Origin of the sequence: Phenylobacterium sp., assembly GCF_022402485.1 — a bacterium.
GTDB lineage: Bacteria > Pseudomonadota > Alphaproteobacteria > Caulobacterales > Caulobacteraceae > Phenylobacterium.
This window is the reverse complement of record NZ_JAKRSA010000030.1, coordinates 110,255-127,553: the sequence shown is the minus strand read 5'-3', so window position 1 is coordinate 127,553 and position 17,299 is coordinate 110,255. Positions and strand designations below refer to the sequence as shown.

Annotated in this window: 18 protein-coding genes and 1 riboswitch; of the genes, 8 read left to right on the top strand and 10 right to left on the bottom strand. The window is 66.1% G+C overall.

Annotated features, from left to right (window positions below; genetic code table 11):
* Window positions 1-1,060: phosphomethylpyrimidine synthase ThiC (locus MH112_RS13410; protein ID WP_296568585.1), on the bottom strand; the 1,060-nt coding region annotated here is incomplete at its 3' end.
* Between the two features lie 39 nt (window positions 1,061-1,099).
* Window positions 1,100-1,507 carry a hypothetical protein gene (locus MH112_RS13405; protein WP_296568583.1) on the bottom strand — a complete coding sequence of 136 codons (408 nt, stop codon included), beginning with the start codon at window positions 1,505-1,507 and terminating at the stop codon, window positions 1,100-1,102.
* Window positions 1,503-1,610, bottom strand: a riboswitch (TPP riboswitch). (Overlaps the previous gene by 5 nt.)
* Before the next feature lie 133 nt (window positions 1,611-1,743).
* Here MH112_RS13405 and MH112_RS13400 point away from each other — a divergent pair.
* The gene (locus MH112_RS13400; RefSeq protein WP_296568581.1) at window positions 1,744-2,181 is read left to right on the top strand and encodes a DUF6491 family protein; all 438 of its coding nucleotides are present in this window, start codon (window positions 1,744-1,746) and stop codon (window positions 2,179-2,181) included.
* A gap of 22 nt (window positions 2,182-2,203) precedes the next feature.
* On the opposite strand, the gene MH112_RS13395 is transcribed toward MH112_RS13400, so the two are convergent.
* Window positions 2,204-3,793, bottom strand: coding sequence for a tetratricopeptide repeat-containing sulfotransferase family protein (locus MH112_RS13395; protein ID WP_296568579.1), 1,590 nt, complete (start codon window positions 3,791-3,793; stop codon window positions 2,204-2,206).
* A 204-nt stretch (window positions 3,794-3,997) separates the two neighbouring features.
* On the opposite strand from MH112_RS13395, the gene MH112_RS13390 reads away from it, so the two are divergent.
* The 3 genes from MH112_RS13390 (at window position 3,998) to MH112_RS13380 (ending at window position 6,210) form a co-directional block, all read left to right on the top strand.
* Window positions 3,998-4,393 (top strand): MAPEG family protein, encoded by a 396-nt coding sequence (locus tag MH112_RS13390; RefSeq protein ID WP_296568577.1) that lies wholly within the window; start codon window positions 3,998-4,000, stop codon window positions 4,391-4,393.
* 126 nt (window positions 4,394-4,519) lie between these two features.
* Window positions 4,520-5,524 carry a D-cysteine desulfhydrase gene (locus tag MH112_RS13385; protein ID WP_296568575.1) on the top strand — a complete coding sequence of 335 codons (1,005 nt, stop codon included), beginning with the start codon at window positions 4,520-4,522 and terminating at the stop codon, window positions 5,522-5,524.
* Window positions 5,521-6,210, top strand: coding sequence for an amino acid racemase (locus MH112_RS13380; RefSeq protein WP_296568573.1), 690 nt, complete (start codon window positions 5,521-5,523; stop codon window positions 6,208-6,210). The genes MH112_RS13385 and MH112_RS13380 overlap by 4 nt, the downstream gene beginning before the upstream one ends.
* A gap of 45 nt (window positions 6,211-6,255) precedes the next feature.
* Here the strand turns inward: MH112_RS13380 and MH112_RS13375 are convergent, their stop codons facing one another.
* From MH112_RS13375 to MH112_RS13350, 6 genes are all read right to left on the bottom strand, one after another.
* Window positions 6,256-6,831, bottom strand: a complete 576-nt coding sequence (locus MH112_RS13375) for a hypothetical protein (protein ID WP_296568572.1) — start codon at window positions 6,829-6,831, stop codon at window positions 6,256-6,258.
* Window positions 6,832-6,954: 123 nt separating this feature from the next.
* Window positions 6,955-7,887 carry a DMT family transporter gene (locus MH112_RS13370; RefSeq protein WP_296568569.1) on the bottom strand — a complete coding sequence of 311 codons (933 nt, stop codon included), beginning with the start codon at window positions 7,885-7,887 and terminating at the stop codon, window positions 6,955-6,957.
* Window positions 7,888-7,977: 90 nt separating this feature from the next.
* On the bottom strand, window positions 7,978-9,054 hold the full coding sequence (hfaB, locus tag MH112_RS13365; RefSeq protein ID WP_296568567.1) for a holdfast anchoring protein HfaB: 1,077 nt from the start codon (window positions 9,052-9,054) through the stop codon (window positions 7,978-7,980).
* A gap of 95 nt (window positions 9,055-9,149) precedes the next feature.
* Entirely contained in the window at window positions 9,150-10,073 is a 924-nt protein-coding gene (hfaB, locus tag MH112_RS13360) for a holdfast anchoring protein HfaB (RefSeq protein WP_296568565.1), read from the bottom strand.
* A gap of 51 nt (window positions 10,074-10,124) precedes the next feature.
* Window positions 10,125-10,577 carry a holdfast anchoring protein HfaA gene (hfaA, locus tag MH112_RS13355; RefSeq protein WP_296568562.1) on the bottom strand — a complete coding sequence of 151 codons (453 nt, stop codon included), beginning with the start codon at window positions 10,575-10,577 and terminating at the stop codon, window positions 10,125-10,127.
* A gap of 97 nt (window positions 10,578-10,674) precedes the next feature.
* Complete coding sequence (locus MH112_RS13350; RefSeq protein ID WP_296568561.1) at window positions 10,675-11,367, bottom strand: hypothetical protein; 693 nt, start codon at window positions 11,365-11,367, stop codon at window positions 10,675-10,677.
* Between the two features lie 297 nt (window positions 11,368-11,664).
* On the opposite strand from MH112_RS13350, the gene MH112_RS13345 reads away from it, so the two are divergent.
* Both MH112_RS13345 and MH112_RS13340 read left to right on the top strand, forming a co-directional pair.
* Complete coding sequence (locus MH112_RS13345; protein WP_296568559.1) at window positions 11,665-13,128, top strand: SLC13 family permease; 1,464 nt, start codon at window positions 11,665-11,667, stop codon at window positions 13,126-13,128.
* Window positions 13,129-13,392: 264 nt separating this feature from the next.
* Window positions 13,393-15,246, top strand: coding sequence for a dihydroxy-acid dehydratase (locus MH112_RS13340; protein ID WP_296568557.1), 1,854 nt, complete (start codon window positions 13,393-13,395; stop codon window positions 15,244-15,246).
* 165 nt (window positions 15,247-15,411) lie between these two features.
* Here the strand turns inward: MH112_RS13340 and MH112_RS13335 are convergent, their stop codons facing one another.
* Entirely contained in the window at window positions 15,412-15,939 is a 528-nt protein-coding gene (locus MH112_RS13335; protein ID WP_296568554.1) for a hypothetical protein, read from the bottom strand.
* A 492-nt stretch (window positions 15,940-16,431) separates the two neighbouring features.
* Between MH112_RS13335 and MH112_RS13330 the strand changes: the two genes are divergently transcribed.
* Together MH112_RS13330 and MH112_RS13325 are read left to right on the top strand one after the other, a co-directional pair.
* Window positions 16,432-16,584: a hypothetical protein gene (locus MH112_RS13330; protein ID WP_296568551.1), complete on the top strand. Its 153-nt coding sequence runs from the start codon at window positions 16,432-16,434 to the stop codon at window positions 16,582-16,584.
* A 262-nt stretch (window positions 16,585-16,846) separates the two neighbouring features.
* The gene (locus MH112_RS13325; RefSeq protein ID WP_296568549.1) at window positions 16,847-17,194 is read left to right on the top strand and encodes a hypothetical protein; all 348 of its coding nucleotides are present in this window, start codon (window positions 16,847-16,849) and stop codon (window positions 17,192-17,194) included.
* Window positions 17,195-17,299: the final 105 nt, after the last annotated feature.

Below are 17,299 nucleotides of genomic sequence, written 5' to 3'. Positions count from 1 at the left end.
GCTCGTAGAGGAAGCTCTCGCGGTGGTGGGCCAGGCACCACTTGGCCATGATCGAGCCGCCACGAGAGACGATGCCGGTGACCCGGTTGGCGGTGAGCGGCACATAGGCCAGCCGCACGCCGGCATGGATGGTGAAATAGTCCACGCCCTGCTCGGCCTGTTCGATCAGGGTATCGCGGAACACCTCCCAGTTCAGATCCTCGGCCACCCCGCCGACCTTCTCCAGGGCCTGATAGATCGGCACGGTGCCGATGGGCACGGGGCTGTTGCGGATGATCCAGTCGCGGATGTTGTGGATGTTGCGGCCGGTGGACAGGTCCATGACCGTGTCGGCACCCCAGCGGATGGCCCAGACCATCTTGTCCACCTCATCGGCGACGGTGGAGAGCACCGCCGAGTTGCCGATATTGGCGTTGATCTTGACCAGGAAGTTTCGGCCGATGATCATCGGCTCCAGCTCGGTGTGGTTGATGTTGGCCGGAATGATCGCCCGCCCCCGGGCAATCTCGTCACGGACAAACTCCGGGGTCACCAGGTCTGGGATCGAGGCCCCGAAATCCTCGCCGTCCCGGATGAAGGCCTCGCCCTCCTTGCGGCGAAGGTTCTCGCGGATGGCCACATACTCCATCTCCGGGGTGATGATGCCCCGACGGGCGTAGTCCATCTGGGTGACGCTGGCGCCAGGGCGGGCGCGGTAGACCCGACGGGGCTGGCTGAACTCCGGTGCCAGATGCGCGCCCCGGGCAAAGCCGTTGTCCTCCGGCTTCACGTTCCGGGGTTCAGACACGATCTCCACATCGCCGCGGGACACGACCCAGGGCTCCCGGGTGCGAGGCAAGCCCTTGTCGATATCGATGTGGGCGGTGGGGTCGGTATAGGGGCCAGAGGGATCATAGATCGTCACCGGCGGCTCACCGGCGCTTTCGTGTACCGCCACCTCACGGAACGGCACGCGGATATCGGGCCATAGCCGCCCGGCCTCATAGACCTTGCGAGATCCCGGGCGCTCGCCTGTGGGGATGGCGTCGGCGTCGAGGCTGGGGGTGATCGGCTTGTTCATGAAGGGGGCTCTGAGGGGGAACAGGGGTGAAGGTGCGGCCTAGCCGGCCGCGCGGCGATAACCGACCAGGGTCAGCCAGACCCCGACGCCGACGGCGGCAAGGCCCGAGGCCACCACCAGCGGGGTCTGGGCCATAACGTTGTCGGCCAGGTCGAAGAGCACGGCGGGGGCAAACAGCAGAAAGACGCCGCGCAGGGTCAGCAGCCAGATGGTGAGGCTGAGGACGATCTCTGCCGGGGTTCGCCAGGTCTGGTGCACGGCCATCAGGGCGAGACCCGCCAGGAGCAGGAGCATGCCGGTGACAAAGGTCAGGGCGGGATCGGCCTGGAAGCTCTCTATCAGGCCCAGCAGTTCATCACGGCGCAGCACGGCTGCAGCGCCGGCCACAACCAGGAATGGCCCGAGGATCCGAGCGATCAGACGTGTCGATTCCAGTACCCGCGCCATGGCGCTCTCCCTTCCCTTCGCCGGCATGACCCGGATCAGGTTCAACGGGTCGCGGGCTCGCCCGCCTCTCAGCCGCCCAAGCGCGGCCCCCCGAGGACAGGGCGACTCTAGTCCCCCTGGGCCCCAACGCCAAGGGGTGGGCTCGCCCCGCTTTGGCCCCATTGCGCAATGAGGGTGTTGGAGACACCTTCACGATAAAGCTTGGTGCCCGCCAAAGGCCAAATGGAGGAGACAAGATGAGCCCCCTTTTCACCCCGGCGGTCGCCGCCCTTGGCGCCCTGCTCCTGACAGGATGCGCGGCGGCCTCCCCTCAAGGAGGCGCAGCACAAGCCCCGCAGGCGATGGCTGGCAACGGCGCAACGCCCGAGCGGGCCTGCTTCCGACTGAGCAGCATTCGCAATCAGAAGATCGTCGACCGCAACACCGTGCTGTTCCGCACCAGCGTCGGACCCCAGGACGTGTTTCGCCTGACCACCCGCCACTCCTGCCTGTCGACCGGCGTCTCCGACCCACTGGTGCTGATCCCATCTGGGGGATCGGACTTGATCTGCGACCGGCTCGACCTGGACCTGCAGGTCGCTACGCCGATCGGTGCCACGCCCTGTCTGGTGCAGGAGATTCGCAAGCTGACCCCCGCCGAGGTCGCCGCCCTTCCGGCCGGCGAGCGGCCCTGAGCCAAGGGCTAAAGCCTGACGACTAGTCGCTGATGGCGATGCCGTTAGCCTCTAGGGCTGCGCGAAGGGGCGCAAGCCCCGGGCCATAGCGCCGCCAGCGGCCGATGGAGCTGGCAGAGATGGCGATTGGCCCCTGGCCAGAGCTCGATTTGGCCGCAGGGGCGGTGTTCTCATGGAAGGCCAGAGCGCGCGGGTCAAAGTCCAGACCGCAGAAGTCCAGCATCCGGCGGGTCTGACCTACCGGGTCGCTCACCAGGTCCTCATAGGCCAGCTCGGTGAAGCGGTCGGCCGGCAGCACTGTGCGCCAGTGGGCGATCAGCCGGTCGAAGCCCGCATAGTAGACGCCCGTATGGGCCAGATCATAGGCGAAGTCGTACTCAGAAGTGCCGGCGGCGAAGAGCCGGCGAAAGCTGGCGAGACAAGCGTCCATGGGGTGACGCCGCAGGCCGATGATCCGCGCATTGGGCAGCGCCCGATGGATCAGGCCGGCATAGAAGACGTTCAGCGGACCCCGGTCCACAAAGACACCCTGCCCGGGGACCATGGCGGCCTGGCTCCGGAGATAGATGGTGCCGGCCTTGCCCAGGTCCAATTGGCTGGCCGCCTCCAGGGTCGCCTCATCCACACCGAAGGCTACGGGCGAGCCGGCCATGCGCTGCAGGATCTGGCCGAAGCCAGCATGCTCGCCAACGGAGCTCACCTCGGGATGGCTTGAGAGGATCCGGGTGACCAGGCTGGTGCCCGTCCCAGGCAAGCCCACCAGAAAGATCGGCCGATCCGATGGGCCTTTCCCTGGCCTCACCAGGCGGTCAGGATAGGTCGCCTGGGCCGCCGCAAAGAGATCGGCGTCAGCGCGGGGATCATACCCTACCTGCCGCCCCTTGGCCGCCTTGGCCTTGATGAGCCAGTCCAGAGCAGTTGCGGGGTTCCCCAGGTCTTCGTGGGTCTTGGCCAGGGCATGGCCGAGATGAAGCCGCCCATCGGCGCCGGCATCCGCGAACTGGGCCTCCAACTCAGCCAGAAAATTCGCCTCAGAGGTCTGAAGGCGCAGCTGCACTCGCGCTGACCAGGCCTGGTAGAGGGTGCCGTCCAGGTCCAAGGCCCTGGCATAAGCCGCTTCAGCCCCCGCAAGATCCCCGGTGACTTGCCGGGCGGCCGCTAGATGGCAGGCATAGCTGGCCTGTTCAGGTGCCAGGGCCACGGCAGCTTCAAAAAGGCGGATGGCCCGGTCCTGCAGGCCAGCCCGGCGGAACACCCCACCCAGAATGCCGAGGGTGTCAGCGTCCGCCGGCCGTCTGGCCTCGGCGGCCTGGGCATGGGCCAAGGCCTCGTCCCGACGGTTCAAGGTCATCAGGCAGCGGGCCAGATGGGCCGGAGCGCGGGCGTCCGTAAGATCAAGTGCCGCGGCGCGACCAAACAGTTCCGCAGCCTTGCCGGGATTGTCGTGATCGGCCGCCAGGACGCCCAGCAGGAACCAGGCGCCCGCCGCCTCAGGCGTCACTGACAAGACCGCCATGCAGAGGGCGTGGGCCGGTTCATAGGCCCCCTCAGCCATCAGGCGCTCAGCCTTTGCGAGGTGTTCGGTTTGGGCCTTGGGGGGCGGTGCAGGCATTGAACACCGTCTATCGGATCGAGGGGTGCGATCTGCAAGTCCCTTCGGCCGCACAGAGCGGCTAGCTGCCGATCACCCACAAAGGGGCCGTGGCGTAGCGCGAAGGGCGGGCGTTTGACCCAAGGTCGTTCTTGACGGCGACCCGGCGTCGGCGTCCCCTCCCCGCCAAGCTCCACCGACGGGGCAAAAAAGGGGGACGACGCCGTGACCACTGAACTTGTCATGCTGGCCTGGACTCTGGTCCTGGCCTTTATCCAGATCCTGCTGTTCGACATCGCCCGCAGCTCGCAATACGGGATGAAGTGGAACACCGGCGCCCGGGACGAGGACATGCCGCCCCTCAAGCCCCGCGCCCAACGGCTGCAGCGGGCCCAGGCCAATCTGTTTGAGACCCTGCCCATCTTCATCGGCGTGGTGCTGATTGCCCATGTGGCTGGCCGGGGCACGGAGCTGAGCGCCATCGGTGCCCAGGTCTATTTCTGGGCCCGGGTGGCCTATGTGCCGCTCTACGCCTTTGGCGTCCGCGGGCTCCGGTCTTTGGCCTGGCTTGTGAGCATCGTCGGACTTGGCATGGTGGCCGCGCCGATCCTGGTCCCCTGACCACCTGAGGGATGGCGAAGGGGAAAGCGCCCAACTTCACTTCAGGCGTAGGATTCGAGGGCCAGATGGTTCCGTCCGCGACCGTCATGCTCTAGGCCAGGGTCAAGTTCATCAAGGAGCCTGACCGTGCACCTGGCCCGCTTTCCCCGCGTCCGCTTTGCCCACCTGCCTACGCCGCTCGAGGCCGCCCCCCGTCTGGGTGACGCCCTTGGGGGCGTGAACCTGTTCATCAAGCGTGACGACGCCACGGGTCTGGCCGGCGGCGGCAACAAGACCCGGAAGCTGGAGTTCCTGGCTGGCGAAGCCCTGGCCCACGGCGCTGACACCCTGGTGACCCAGGGGGCGATCCAGTCCAATCACGTCCGGCAGACCGCCGCTGTGGCCGCCCGCCTGGGCATGGCCTGCGAGATCATTCTGGAGGCCCGTACCGGGTCCAACGCCGTCGATTACAACAACTCCGGCAATGTGCTGCTTGATCGCCTGCTGGGGGCGAACCTTCAGACCGTGCCCGGCGGCAGCGACATGCCCGCCGCCCTGGAGCGGGTGGCGGGCACGGTGCGTGACCGGGGCGGACGGCCCTATGTCATTCCCGGCGGCGGCTCCAATGCGGTAGGCGCCCTGGGCTATGCCGACTGCGCCCGCGAACTGGTGGTGCAGGCCGATGCCATGGGGCTCAAGATCGACCGGATCATAACCGCCACAGGCAGCGCTGGGACCCATGCGGGCCTGGTGGCCGGGCTGGCAGTGATTGGCGCTGACATCCCCGTACTCGGCATCGGGGTCCGCGCCCCCCAGCCGCAGCAGGAAGCCAATGTGTTCAAGCTGGCCCAGGAGACCTGCGCCCTGTTGGGCCAGCCTGGCCGGGTCAGCCGCGAGATGGTGGCCGCCAATTGCGACTATGTGGGCGCAGGGTATGGCCTGATCGACGAGGCCGTGATCGACGCCCTGAAGCTGGCCGCCCGCACCGAGGCCCTGATCCTCGACCCGGTCTATAGCGGCAAGGCCATGAAGGGTCTCATCGACCTTTGCGCTAAAGGGGCTTTCCAGGGCGAAACCCTGGTGTTTCTGCACACCGGCGGTGCCCAGGGCCTGTTCGGTTATCAGGGCGAGCTGGAAGGTAAGCTGGGATGAGCCTGATCCTTGGCGTCCTGGGGGGCATGGGACCGGCCGCGACCCTCGACTTTCTTGGCAAGCTGCAGGCCTATACCCCGGCTGAGGGGGACCAGGACCACATCCGCGTGCTCATGGACCTCAACCCCCAGGTTCCCGACCGCAATGTTCAGGGCAGCGGCGCTGGCCCAGTGCTAGCGGAGATGGCCGGGGGACTGGCGGGGGGCGGCGCAGAGGTTCTCGCCATGCCCTGCAACACCGCCCATGCCCATGCGACCCTGATCACCCGGGCCTGTGGTCTGCCACTCATCGATATGATCGGCGGCGCAGCCAAGGCCGCCGCTGACGCCGGCGCCCGTCGGGTCGGCGTCCTGGGCACCAAAGGCGCCCTGCGACTCTATCGGGAATATCTGGCCGCCCGGGGGCTGGGCATGGTCGCCCTGGGTCCTGAGCGGCAGGAGGCCTTCATGGGGCTCGTCTACCGCATCAAGGCCGGCGACCTGACGGCCGAAACCCGAGCAGAAATGGCGGCGCTCGCCCACACCCTGGTGGCCGACGGTGCCGAAACCCTCATTGCCGGCTGCACCGAGGCTCCCCTGGTGCTCTCACATCGGGACATTCAGGTCCCCCTGATCGACGCCGGCGACCTACTGGCCCGCCGATGTGTGGCGGTCTGCCTGGAACACGAGCCGCCGCCGCCGATCTAGAGTCCCTTAGCTCGGACGTCGATTAGCCGAGGAAAGGCCTCGGCGTCAGTTGGGCGCGTTGCGCGTGGTGACCGTGAAGCGCGCCAATTGCTCGGTGGGAGCCGCCCAGCCGGGCGCCAGTTCCTGGGCCTTCTGGTAGTCGAAATAGGCCGAACGGGCGTCTTCCAGACCCTCATGGGCCAGGGCGCGGTTGTAATAGGCCTTGGCCGGCTCCTCCACGCCCAACTCCAGACCCCGATCGATGGCCGGCAGGCTCTCGGCGAAGCGCTTCTGGCCAATCAAGGCGGCACCTCGATTGACGAAGCCCTCCCCAAGGTCAGGTTTCATCTTCACCGCCTGATCGAAGTCGACCATGGCGCGGGGATACTCGCCCCGGCGCATGCGCATCACGCCGCGGTTCACAAAGGTTCCGGCCCGGTCTCGCAGGTTCAGGAACTCGGTCTCCAGGGCAAGGTCACAGAACTCTTCGAAGCGCTCGTCAGACAGGCCATTCACGGCGGCCTTTGAACAGGCCTCCGCCATGCCGCCGCCAATGACGGTGACAGACGCATGGGCTGAACCGGCGACAGCCAGGGTGGTCAGGGCGGCGGTGGCCGCAAGGATGGAAAGTCGACGACCCATGGTCGGACCTCCTGTGGAAGGGTCTCGCCGACCCAGCGCCGACGATGGTGCACAGAGTCTTCCGGTATCGAAGTTACGTCAATGCGACAGAACACGTCGGCCTTGTAACTTCCCTGGAAAACTCTACCCAGAGCCGTCTTTTCCCAGGGGTTCGCCGCGTCGGATCGTCTCCCGGTAGAGGATGTACAGCCCGCTCGCCGCCACAACCCCAGCCCCAACCAAAGTCAGGGCCCGGGGCAGCTCCCCCCAGACCAGGAAGGCGAACAGACTGGCCCAGATCAGCTGGGTGTAGTCGAAGGGGGCGACGACGGCCACGGGCGCGACTCTGATCGCCTCCGTCAGCAGCAGCTGGCCGACACCCCCCAGCAGCCCCATGAGTGCCAGCAGAGCAAACGTGCCGGCGTCAGGCATCACCCAGCCAAAAGGCAGGCTGGCTAGACCTGCTACAGCGCCGGCGACGGTGAAGTAGAAGACGATGCGCGGGCCTGGCTCAGTCACGCTGATCTGGCGAATAGTGATCATGGCCAAGGCCGATCCGACCGCCCCGATCATGGCGAAAATCACCCCGATATTGGCCAGATTGGCGGGATCGGGGCGGATCATGATCAGCACGCCCACAAAGCCGACCGCCACAGCGGCCCAGCGGTGCGGCCCCACCGTCTCCCGGAGCAGAGGGACCGAAAGCGCGGTCATGAACAATGGTGCCGAAAAGGACAGGGCCGTGGCTTCGGTGAGGGGCAGGTGTGACACCGCCACAAAGCCCCCGATCATGCCTGTCAGACCCACCAGGGCCCGGGCGGCATGGCCCCCCGGACGACTTGTCCGCAAAACCCCGAACCCGGTGGTGCGGTGGATGTAGATGGCGATGGGGATAAAGGCGAAGGCATTGCGGAAGAACAGGATCTCGAAGATCGGCACCCCCCGCTCAGAGGCGACCTTCACCAGACCAAACAACCCGGCCATGCAGGCCATGGCGCAGACCCGCAGGATAATCCCCAGGCCCACCCGTGCGGCAGGTCGGACGGTTGGGGCGGTGGGCGGGAGGGCGGCGTTCACAGGACGACCGCTTGGGCCGATCAGGTCCCGCCGTCAACGCTGAAAGCGCCACGAACGCCCCCAGGGACACTCAGGGCTCTGGGGCAGGCTTTACGAGGCCGGCGTTCCGTTGACGGGCAGCCAGCGAGAGCGATCCAGATAGGGGCCGGTATAGGCGCGCTGTGGCGTCTGGGCCGGAGCAGGCGCGGCCTGGGCCCGTGGGGCAGCTGGAGCAAGAGCTGCAGGGGGCAAGGCGGCCGGAGGCCTGGGGGCGGCGGCGATCTGGGGGGTGGCCGCCTGGCGGCGGGCTTCCCGACGCCCTGGAGCCGGACCCGATCTTGCCCTGGCCTCATCGAGGCACTGGCCCGGGTCGACCTCATAGACCCGCGCGGCGAAGTCGTAGACGCTGCGCTCCACCAGGGTGCGGACGGCCAGCTGGATCGGCTCCAGATTGCTCACCCCGCCCGACACGTCGAAGACGTTGCCATTCAGAAAGTCGAAGACCCCGGCCTTGATCTCACGGCCGACGATCTGCTTCTGGTAGGAGGTGATGTCGACGATTTCCTGGGTCCGGGTGTCGATCAGGCGCATGTCGATGGCGACATTGATGATGAACCGACTGCCGGTGAAGCTGGCCTTCAGGCCCGTAACACCGGTGTCGCCCCCCCGGGCATCTATGCCTTCAGAGCGGATGTTGTAGTTCAGCTCCGTGATCCCGCCGGCGATGTAATAGCGGGACCCGGCGATCTGACCGGCAAAGATCTCACGGAAATTGTCGTCGATCTGTCCGGCCGCCTCAGGCGAATCCGACAGGGTGTGTTCCCGGGCGTACTGAAGCTCCACATCCGAGATCGAGCGATCGGTCCGTTCCACCACAGGAAGCCCCGCCTTGCCCAAGGCGCTCAGGGTGAACAGGGCCGCGCCCTGCGTCACCCGGGCGCCGGTCTCGAAGTCCCGCTTGCCGGTCAGGTCGTTGATCACCCCAACGGCGATGCGAGGGGATTGATAATCCCCAGCCTGGGCGCTGAGGCAGCGCAGCCCCGCTGAATAGGCCGTGTCATTGAGGGTGGCCGGTGCGCCGCCCACGGGCTTGGCGTAGAGGCCGGTCTCGGCATTGTAGCCGCTCGCACAGCCGGCGAGCACTGCGGTCAGCGGTAGGGCTGCAAGCCAGGTGTTTCGCCGGGTCATTTTGAACCTCAATCTCGCCAGTATTCTTCCAGACGGAGGTTGCCCTCCGCCCCGTGATAGCAGCAGTTCGTGAATCTGGGCTTGAGGCCGGACGCTTAGTGCGGACGGGCGCTGAGGGCGTCGGGCCGGGTGATCGCCGCGGCATATTTGGGCAGGGGCAGACCCTGCGGCTCAGAGGACGCATCCAGGCAGGCCGACTTCACTGCGCCACCATAGAAGTTGGCCGTGAGCTCGAACACACCGCGTTCCACCAGAGTGCGAACCGCCGCCTGCAGGGGCTCCATAGAGCTGCGGCCCCCGTTGAGAACCCCGCCGGTATCGTTTTCGCCACCGGTCAGGCCCAGCTGCAGATCAGCCCCACGCACCTGCTTCTGGTAGGAGACCATGTCGATCACTTCCTGGGTCCGGGAGTTCACCAGACGCAGGTCGATAGCCACATTGATCACATAGGTCTGGCGTGAAAACCCGCCGCGGGTGCCGTTCTGCTCGCGCTCGCCCACCGTCGCATTGACGCCGCTGGAAGCGATGTTGGCGTTCAGTTCGGTGATGCCGCCGACGATGTAATAGGAGGAGCCTGCGATCTGGCCGGTATAGATCCGGCGATAGTTGTCGGCCACCCGGCCAGCCTGCTCCGGGGTATCGGACAGGAGTTGCTGGCGCGCATAGTTGAGCTCGATCTCAGCCACGGTGTTGTCGAGACGCTCGACCACCGGGAAGCCGGCCTTGCCCAGGGCGGTGATGGCGAACAGGGACGCGCCCTGGCTGACCCGGGCCCCGGTGGAGAAATCCACCTTGCCGGTCATGTCGCTGATCCGGCCCACGGCGATGCGCGGCAGGGGGGTATGTGGCCGCTGGGTGGCCAGGCAGAGCAGCGCCGGAGTGTACCCTGTCGGATTACGAGTCGCCGGGGCGTCGCCAAAGGGCTTGGCGTACAGGTCGGACGCCTGGGCCGAACCGACGCTGCTGGCCGCCATCGCGCCAGCCAGAGCCATACCGATCCATGTCTTCACAAGACGCATGTCCATCATCCTTTGTTCGCGGAGCCGGGCGAGACGCAAATTCGACTGGGCCTACTGGCCCGTCGCCGGGGTCTGGGATTCACCAGAGCTGACCTGCCGGCCATTCAGCACCGCCGAGGCGGTCTGATTGCCGTAGTTCACCTGGCTGCTGTTGAGCACGATGGTGTTCCAGTTGCCGGACACATCGATGTTCACCAGATTGCCGATGGCCGAGGCGGTCATGGTCGTGGCCCCGCTCTGGAAGTATTCGGCGCCCGCCAGAGTCCCCTCACCGTTCAGAGACACCGCGCTGTTGCCCGAACCGCTCTGGATCACGCCGTCGAGAATGATCCGGTTGCCGCGTTCGTCCCGGGTCGAGGGGTCGAAGGCCTTGTCCATGACAGCAGCGCTGGAGCCGTAGCCCGCTTCGATCTGAGCGGCGCTGCGCACCTGCGCGGCAGCCGGAGCCGCAGAGACGGCGACGATGAGGGCGAGCAGGACGGGAGCCGGGGTCAGACTGTTCACGGTGGGTCTTTCGAATTCAGGATCAAGGAAGAGCAGGTCTCCTGGACGACCCGCCGCGGCCCACAGGCCACAGGCGTGCCGTCCAGGAGACGTTCGATCAGAAGCCCTTGAGGTTGATCGAGTTGCCGACGGCCGTGCCGGCCACGTCCAGGGCGCCGGAAACGGTGCGGACGTTGACATTGGCCAGGGCGATCGCCGGGGCGCGGTTCGAGGTCTGGGTGATGTTGGCGGTGCCGAAGTCGCCGTCGACCGAGACGTTGTTGTTCACGGCCGTGGCGGCCACGTTCAGCTCACCGGTCACCAGGCCCAGGTTGGCGTTCACCGCCGCATAGGGGTCCAGGTCGATGCGCTGGGCGACATTGAGCACGCCGATCTTGTTGACTTCGGCCGACATGTTGTTGCCAACGGCCGTGCTGGCCAGAGTGGCGTCGCCGTCGACGAAGCTCGAGCCGACATTGAGCACGGACTTGACGTCGCCCAGCACGACCTGATTGGCGTTCAGCTGACCGATCGAACGGCCTTCAACGCTGAGGGAGTTGCCGACGGCGGTGGAGGCCGCGTTCAGGCCACCGAGGGCTTCATGAACGGTGAGGTTGACGGTCGAGGTGGCGATGCCGGAGAAGACCTGGCCGCTGTTCAGCACCTTGGTGTCGAGAACGTCGAAGCAGGGGTCGGTCGGACGGCAGGCCTCAGGGGCAGTGGTCGGGGCGGTTTGCGCCGCAGCCTGCTGCGCGCCGAGGGTTGCGAGGGTCAGGCCGAGAGCCGTGGCCAGGATACCGGTCTTGTTCATGAGGTCGTTCCTTTTTTCAGTCGGCCCGCCAGCCGGGCTTGCCTCCCTTCTCGCAAACTTGGCGCCGCAAGGGCGGGATGTAACATCCTGTTTTTATTAGTTTTTATATTTCCCCACTATGGGTACTCCGGCGTGTGGCCCCAATTTGGGCCATATTGTCGCACCCGCCGTTTCATTCCGGAGCAATGGCGGCGCCCCCGCCCCCTGGCGCCAAATGCGAACTCAGGCTCAAATGACCGCAGGGCGTGGCTGACATCGTCAATAGACGGCGCCAACTTAACGAGATGGGGGAAAGACGTGGCCGATACCACCCTTGGGAGCCTCATCCCGGGACTGTCCCTCCGACTGTTGGGACTGCTGGTGGGCGGGGTGGCGTTCCTTGCCATTCTGATGGCACCAGACTTCGGGCCGAGCCCCGAGGTGCGTCCTGTGGCGGCCGTGGCGGTGCTGATGGCCATTCTATGGATGACCGAGGCTGCCCCCCTGACGGTCACAGCCCTGTTCCCCCTTGCCTTGTTCCCGGCCCTTGGGGTCAGCGACATCCGCACGGCGGCGGCACCCTATGCCGACCCGGTGATCTTTCTGTTCCTCGGCGGCTTCATCCTTGGCGCGGCCATGGAGCGCAGCAGCCTGCACAAGCGGGTGGGCCTGGCCTGCGCGGCTGCGGCAGGCGCGACACCCCGCCGGATGGTGGCTGGCATGCTGGGGGCCACAGCGCTGATGTCCATGTGGGTGACCAATTCGGCCGCCACCATCATGATGATGCCCGTCGCCATGGCGGTGCTGGCCCTGTCGGAAGATCACGGGGGGCGGGAAGACCCCATCTCCTACCGCAATCTCGGCGTCTCCCTGCTGCTGGCGGTGGCCTATGGCTCCAGCATCGGCGGCCTGGCCACCCTGATCGGCACCCCGCCCAACGCCATGATGGCCGGCTATATGGCCCGCGAGCACGGGATCGAGATCGGCTTTGCCCAGTGGATGATGATCGGCGTGCCCGCCGCCCTGGCCCTGCTGATCGCCGCCTGGTGGCTGTTGACCCTGCTCAACCCCGTCAAGCTGTCCCTGCCGGAGGCCGGCCTCCTGTACCGCGAGGAGCGGGCCAAGCTCGGCCCCATGAGCCAGGCCGAAGTCAGGGTCTGCATCATCTTCGCGCTCACCGCCTCGGCCTGGATCTTCCGCCCGCTGTTTGCCGACGCCGTGCCCTGGCTCACCGATACCGGCATCGCCATCGCCGCAGCCCTGGCCCTCGCCTTCACCCCCTCCGGCGCCGGGGGCGGCGACCGGCTGGTCACCGAGGCGGAAATCAAGCGCCTGCCCTGGGGGGTGCTGACCCTGTTCGGCGGCGGTCTCAGCCTGGCGGCGGCCATCTCCTCTAGCGGCCTGGCCGCCTGGCTGGGTGAGCTGCTCAGCATCCTGGGCGGCTGGCCGGTCGCGGCCCTGGTGGTCCTGGTCACCCTGGCGATGATTTTCCTGACTGAGTTGACCAGCAACACCGCCTCGGCCGCCACCTTCCTGCCCATCGGCGCGGCCCTGGCCCTGGCGGTCGGCGCCGACCCCATGCTGTTTGCCGCACCCCTGGTGATCGCGGCGTCCTGCGCCTTCATGCTGCCGGTGGCCACCCCCCCTAACGCCATTGTCTATGGCGGCGGCATGATCACCATCGCCCAGATGAGCCGGGTGGGCCTCTGGCTCAACCTGATCGCCGTCGTCGCCATTTCCAGCCTCGCCCTGATCATGGTCCCCCTGATCTTCGGGGGGTGAAGGGCTGGAGGGGTGCCAGGGCGGGACCGCCCCCGTAATGGCGAGGAAGTGACCTTCTTTGGGCCCAGGCGGGTGACGACGGCGTTGATTCCTCGGTGGGGCGTAGTAGAGCCAGTGACGGCGCGGACGGTCGCCAACGCCGAAAAGGCTGCAATGACCAAGCCCGCCACTGAGCGACACCGGCCATCAGATGGGACGCGATAGGGGCTACCCGTTCCCGCACTCTGCGAAACCGAACATTAAAATGGGCAGCTGAGAATCCGCATGAGCACCAACCGCACCGTCATCATCGACAACCACCCCGGCCGGTCCACCCAGACCATGGGCATCGCGCGGGCGCTGGGCGCCGATCCTGCGCTGATCCACGAGCCGTCGGTGGGTGTGGTGGGCACCAAGGGCGACAGCCAGTGCTATCTGGGCGTGATGGCGAAGGTCGAGGCGGTGCATGCCGCGCTCAAGGCCAGCATCGGAACCGGCGAAGGACAGCTGCGCCTGCGTCTGGTGCAGCCGGAATACACCATCGCTACCTCGGACGGCATGCGCAACGGCACCCCGGAGATGCGCTACTCGCTCATCGGCCGCGAGGTGACCCATGACGCCCTGTGCGAACATCTGGAGGCCTCGGGCCTGGCCGGGGTGATCGCTGTGGTGGCCTGCGACAAGCCGCCGGTGGGAACCCTCGCGGCGATCCTGGAGCACAACCAGCCGGGCATCATCATGTCCGACGGACCGATCCATCCGGGGCAGGACCCGGAGACCGGCGAGATGCTCGACATCGTCACCGCCTTCCAGGTCGCCGGCCATCCCGACGCCGCCTATCGCGAGCGCATCGCCTGCCACGCCTGCCCCGGCATCGGCAGCTGCGGGGGCATGTTCACCTACAACACCATGCAGACCTTCATCGGCGTGCTGGGCATGCAGCCGCTGGAGATGGTGGCACCAGCCTCCGACGATCCCCGTCGCACCGAACAGTTCCCCAAGACGCTGGTGGGGCATCTGGCTGGCATGATGCGCACGGGCCTGAAACCCCGCGACATCGTGGTGGAGGACTCCCTGCGCAACGCCATCATCGTCGCCATGGCGATCGGCGGCTCCACCAATGTCCTCCTCCACCTTCCCGAGATCGCCCGGGCCGCGGGCTTTGGCGACTTCTGGAAGGACGTGATGACGCAGGAGGAGTTCAATCACCTCTCGCAGCACGTGGTGCCCGTGCTCACCAATGCCCGGCCCTATGGCGCCTATTCGATGGTCGATATTGACCGCGTCGGTGGCGTGCAGGTCATCGTCCGCGAACTGCTGGAGGCCGGCCTGCTGAACGGCGAGGTCCTCACCTGCACGGGCGAGACCCTGGCCGAGCAGGTGGCCAGGCTCGATCCCCCCCGCCCGGACGGGGAGGTCATTCTGCCGGTGGCCAAGCCGTTCAAGCCCACCGGCGGCCTGCGGCTGCTCGGCGGCAACCTCTCCCCCGACTACTCCGCCATCCTGAAGCTGGCCGGCGTCGAAGGCGGTCTGGAGAACGACATCTTCCGTGGCCGCGCCCGGATCTTCGAGGGCGAGCGCGATCTGGTTCGCCGGCTCGACGAGGACCCCGACAGCTTCCAGGACCACGACATGATCGTCGTGCGCTACGAGGGTCCCAGCGGCGCCCCTGGCATGCCCGAGATGCTCGATCCCACCTCCCGCATCACCACCCTGTGCCGCGAGCGCGGGATCGTCATCGCCCTGATGACCGACGCCCGGTTCTCCGGCGGATCCGTCGGCCTGGTGATCGGTCATGTGGGACCTGAGGCCGCCATCGGCGGGCCCATCGCCCTCATCGTCGAGGGGGACGAGATTGTCGCCGACCTCAACACCAACCGGCTCGACTGCCCGGTCCTGGATGACCCTGCCGTGCGCGCCGCGCGACAGGCCGTCTGGGACAAGGCCGTGGCGGACAACGGCGGCGTCCACCCCAATTGCGGGTTCGCTGACACCCGCCTGCTGCACCGCGCCCGGCACTCGGCCGTCGCCGCGATCCGCGGCGCAGGCCTCCACCCCAACCGCGAGGTCTGGGTCCGCGACCCCCGCCCGGCCAAGCGCAGCGGCTTCACCCCCACCAACCGGACCAGGGGCGGGTAGCACGGGAGGCGGCAGGCGCCGCTAAGGCGCGGCGGGGGGCCGTTCAAACGCATCGGAAGGTGCGTCACGCCCCCTAAGCATTAGCGACGCTTGGAATCGGACTGGACGAGGGATCCAAGGCCACAGGATGGGCTCCGGCTCAGGTCGCGCGCATCCTGTGGCGGCCTAAAACTTAGCGACAGTTGGCGCGGCCTCGCACACACCCATGAAGCCCACCGCCCCGTCGCTTACGATACGGATATCTCCGGTCATGCGATCAATATCCAAACGCCACGTGAGATTCTGCAGCCTCAACCGTTCATCGTGAGCGCGTTGAGCTTGTTCCGGACCCAGGCCCTCAAACAGAAAGGCTTGCAGCAATTGATTGCCCGTCAGCCGGTTAGTCTGTGGTTGCGGCTGGCCTTGCGCTGGCGGGTTTGCAGGTGCTCCGGGAGCATAATCAGCCTTGATGGTGTTCGGATCAGCCGCGACGTTCCTCAGAAAGCGCTGTCGTCCATCTGGATAAACTAGCGTTCCTACGTCACCTAGAATGCTGATGCGTGCCGATCCAGGGTGCATGATCATTTGTGCATCAGCATACTGGCCGCTGCACACGAGATCTAATTTTAGGGGGACATCTTGGCCTAAGGCGGGACTCGCCAGCAACACCGCGCATGTTGCCGCTGCACTGGCCCGCAAAGCTATCCAGCTCATGTCTGCACCCTGGCCCTATGAGCCCCGAAGCTAGCAAGCTGGGGGATTAACGCCAATGCATCCTGCCCGCCGCTCTGGACATTGTGGTCTAGAGAGCGCGGCGCATCATTCGCGGCTTGGGTCGTCTATTTGCTGCCAGACGTGAAGCGCCCTATGCGCGACGCCGCCAAACAAGAAACCAACACACACGATAGCGCCGGGCAAACCGGTCTCCTCAATCCAACGCCGCGGCACCGTCGCAGCGAACAGACCTTCAAAGTCAACACAAAATAGAGAGAGAGAGACAATTAATGTTCGACTTGCAACATTGGGCCTGTTTGGCACTAGGATGCGTTGCGGTATGGCTCATCTACCGAATATTCCAGCTGGTGAAGGCGATCCACTTCATGATCCATGACGACTTCAAGCGGCAGCGTCCCGAGGCCTTCCGCGATGACTGACCTGGCGACGAAGGATCGGCCGGCGCTGCCGGACTCGGAGCCCGGCACCTAGGTGGCTTGGGCGAAACTGCTCTGGGCTGCGGTCAACCTCGGCCTGTTCATCTACATCGTGACTGGCGATGCCCCCGGCTGGGCCAAGGCGCTTGCCGCGATGATCGGCATCCTTGGGTGGCAAATCAGCGTCAGGGATGACGAGCGCCACTAGAGGTTTGCAAAGTATATCATCGCCTTAGCTAAAGGCCCTGTCCTGTGGAAAGGTCCGCGATAACACTAGCCTTTGAGGCTTCATTGCCCCCTGCTACGGTTGAGCCTTGCGGGCGGGCATGGGGGAAATGCGATGAGCCTTCTGAGCATTCTTTGGCCGACCGATGGTGATTACGATCCTGTACGCTTGGGTCGCCCTGGGCGGGTTTTGCATTGGACCTTCACGGCTATTTCAGTCGGCCTAGTTGGACTGGGGTTTGGCAATGTCCGAGCGTGAGCCGGTGGACGCCGAGTTTGAATTGGTCCAACCGCGCCGCATCCGGTGGGGCGTGGCGATCTGGGCCATGTTCGCCGCTGCTGGCGGCGGGTACTACATCTTCGAACAGACAGGCGACGGGGCGTTAGGTTTCGTCGCCTTTACGCTGGTCTTTCAGTGGCCGCTCATGGCCTGGTTTGCTGACCTTGGGGAGCGGGTAACGCCAGAAGAGGCGGAATGGCTCGCAAAGCGCCTCGTGAGGAGTTCGCGCGGGAAAGCCGCTGAAGCTCCATCAAATCCAGAATGCGTTGCATTTGTTGAGGATAAGAAAGCGCGCGGCCCATTGCGGCGCTAATCGCCATCCGCCGTGATCGAACGGACGGCCTCACCGTACCGCCTGTGCTGACAACCGCTGACCCTCTGCGATCTGGGCCGGGGTCATGAGCTTGCGGATGGCTTC

What these genes read in the sequence shown, in the direction of transcription:
- MH112_RS13405 (WP_296568583.1), bottom strand. Translation starts at nt 1,507, where the DNA reads ATGGCGCGGGTACTGGAATCGACACGTCTGATCGCTCGGATCCTCGGG.
- MH112_RS13400 (WP_296568581.1), top strand. Translation starts at nt 1,744, where the DNA reads ATGAGCCCCCTTTTCACCCCGGCGGTCGCCGCCCTTGGCGCCCTGCTC.
- MH112_RS13395 (WP_296568579.1), bottom strand. Translation starts at nt 3,793, where the DNA reads ATGCCTGCACCGCCCCCCAAGGCCCAAACCGAACACCTCGCAAAGGCT.
- MH112_RS13380 (WP_296568573.1), top strand. Translation starts at nt 5,521, where the DNA reads ATGAGCCTGATCCTTGGCGTCCTGGGGGGCATGGGACCGGCCGCGACC.
- MH112_RS13375 (WP_296568572.1), bottom strand. Translation starts at nt 6,831, where the DNA reads ATGGGTCGTCGACTTTCCATCCTTGCGGCCACCGCCGCCCTGACCACC.
- hfaB (WP_296568567.1), bottom strand. Translation starts at nt 9,054, where the DNA reads ATGACCCGGCGAAACACCTGGCTTGCAGCCCTACCGCTGACCGCAGTG.
- hfaB (WP_296568565.1), bottom strand. Translation starts at nt 10,073, where the DNA reads ATGCGTCTTGTGAAGACATGGATCGGTATGGCTCTGGCTGGCGCGATG.
- MH112_RS13350 (WP_296568561.1), bottom strand. Translation starts at nt 11,367, where the DNA reads ATGAACAAGACCGGTATCCTGGCCACGGCTCTCGGCCTGACCCTCGCA.
- MH112_RS13340 (WP_296568557.1), top strand. Translation starts at nt 13,393, where the DNA reads ATGAGCACCAACCGCACCGTCATCATCGACAACCACCCCGGCCGGTCC.
- MH112_RS13335 (WP_296568554.1), bottom strand. Translation starts at nt 15,939, where the DNA reads ATGAGCTGGATAGCTTTGCGGGCCAGTGCAGCGGCAACATGCGCGGTG.
- MH112_RS13325 (WP_296568549.1), top strand. Translation starts at nt 16,847, where the DNA reads ATGTCCGAGCGTGAGCCGGTGGACGCCGAGTTTGAATTGGTCCAACCG.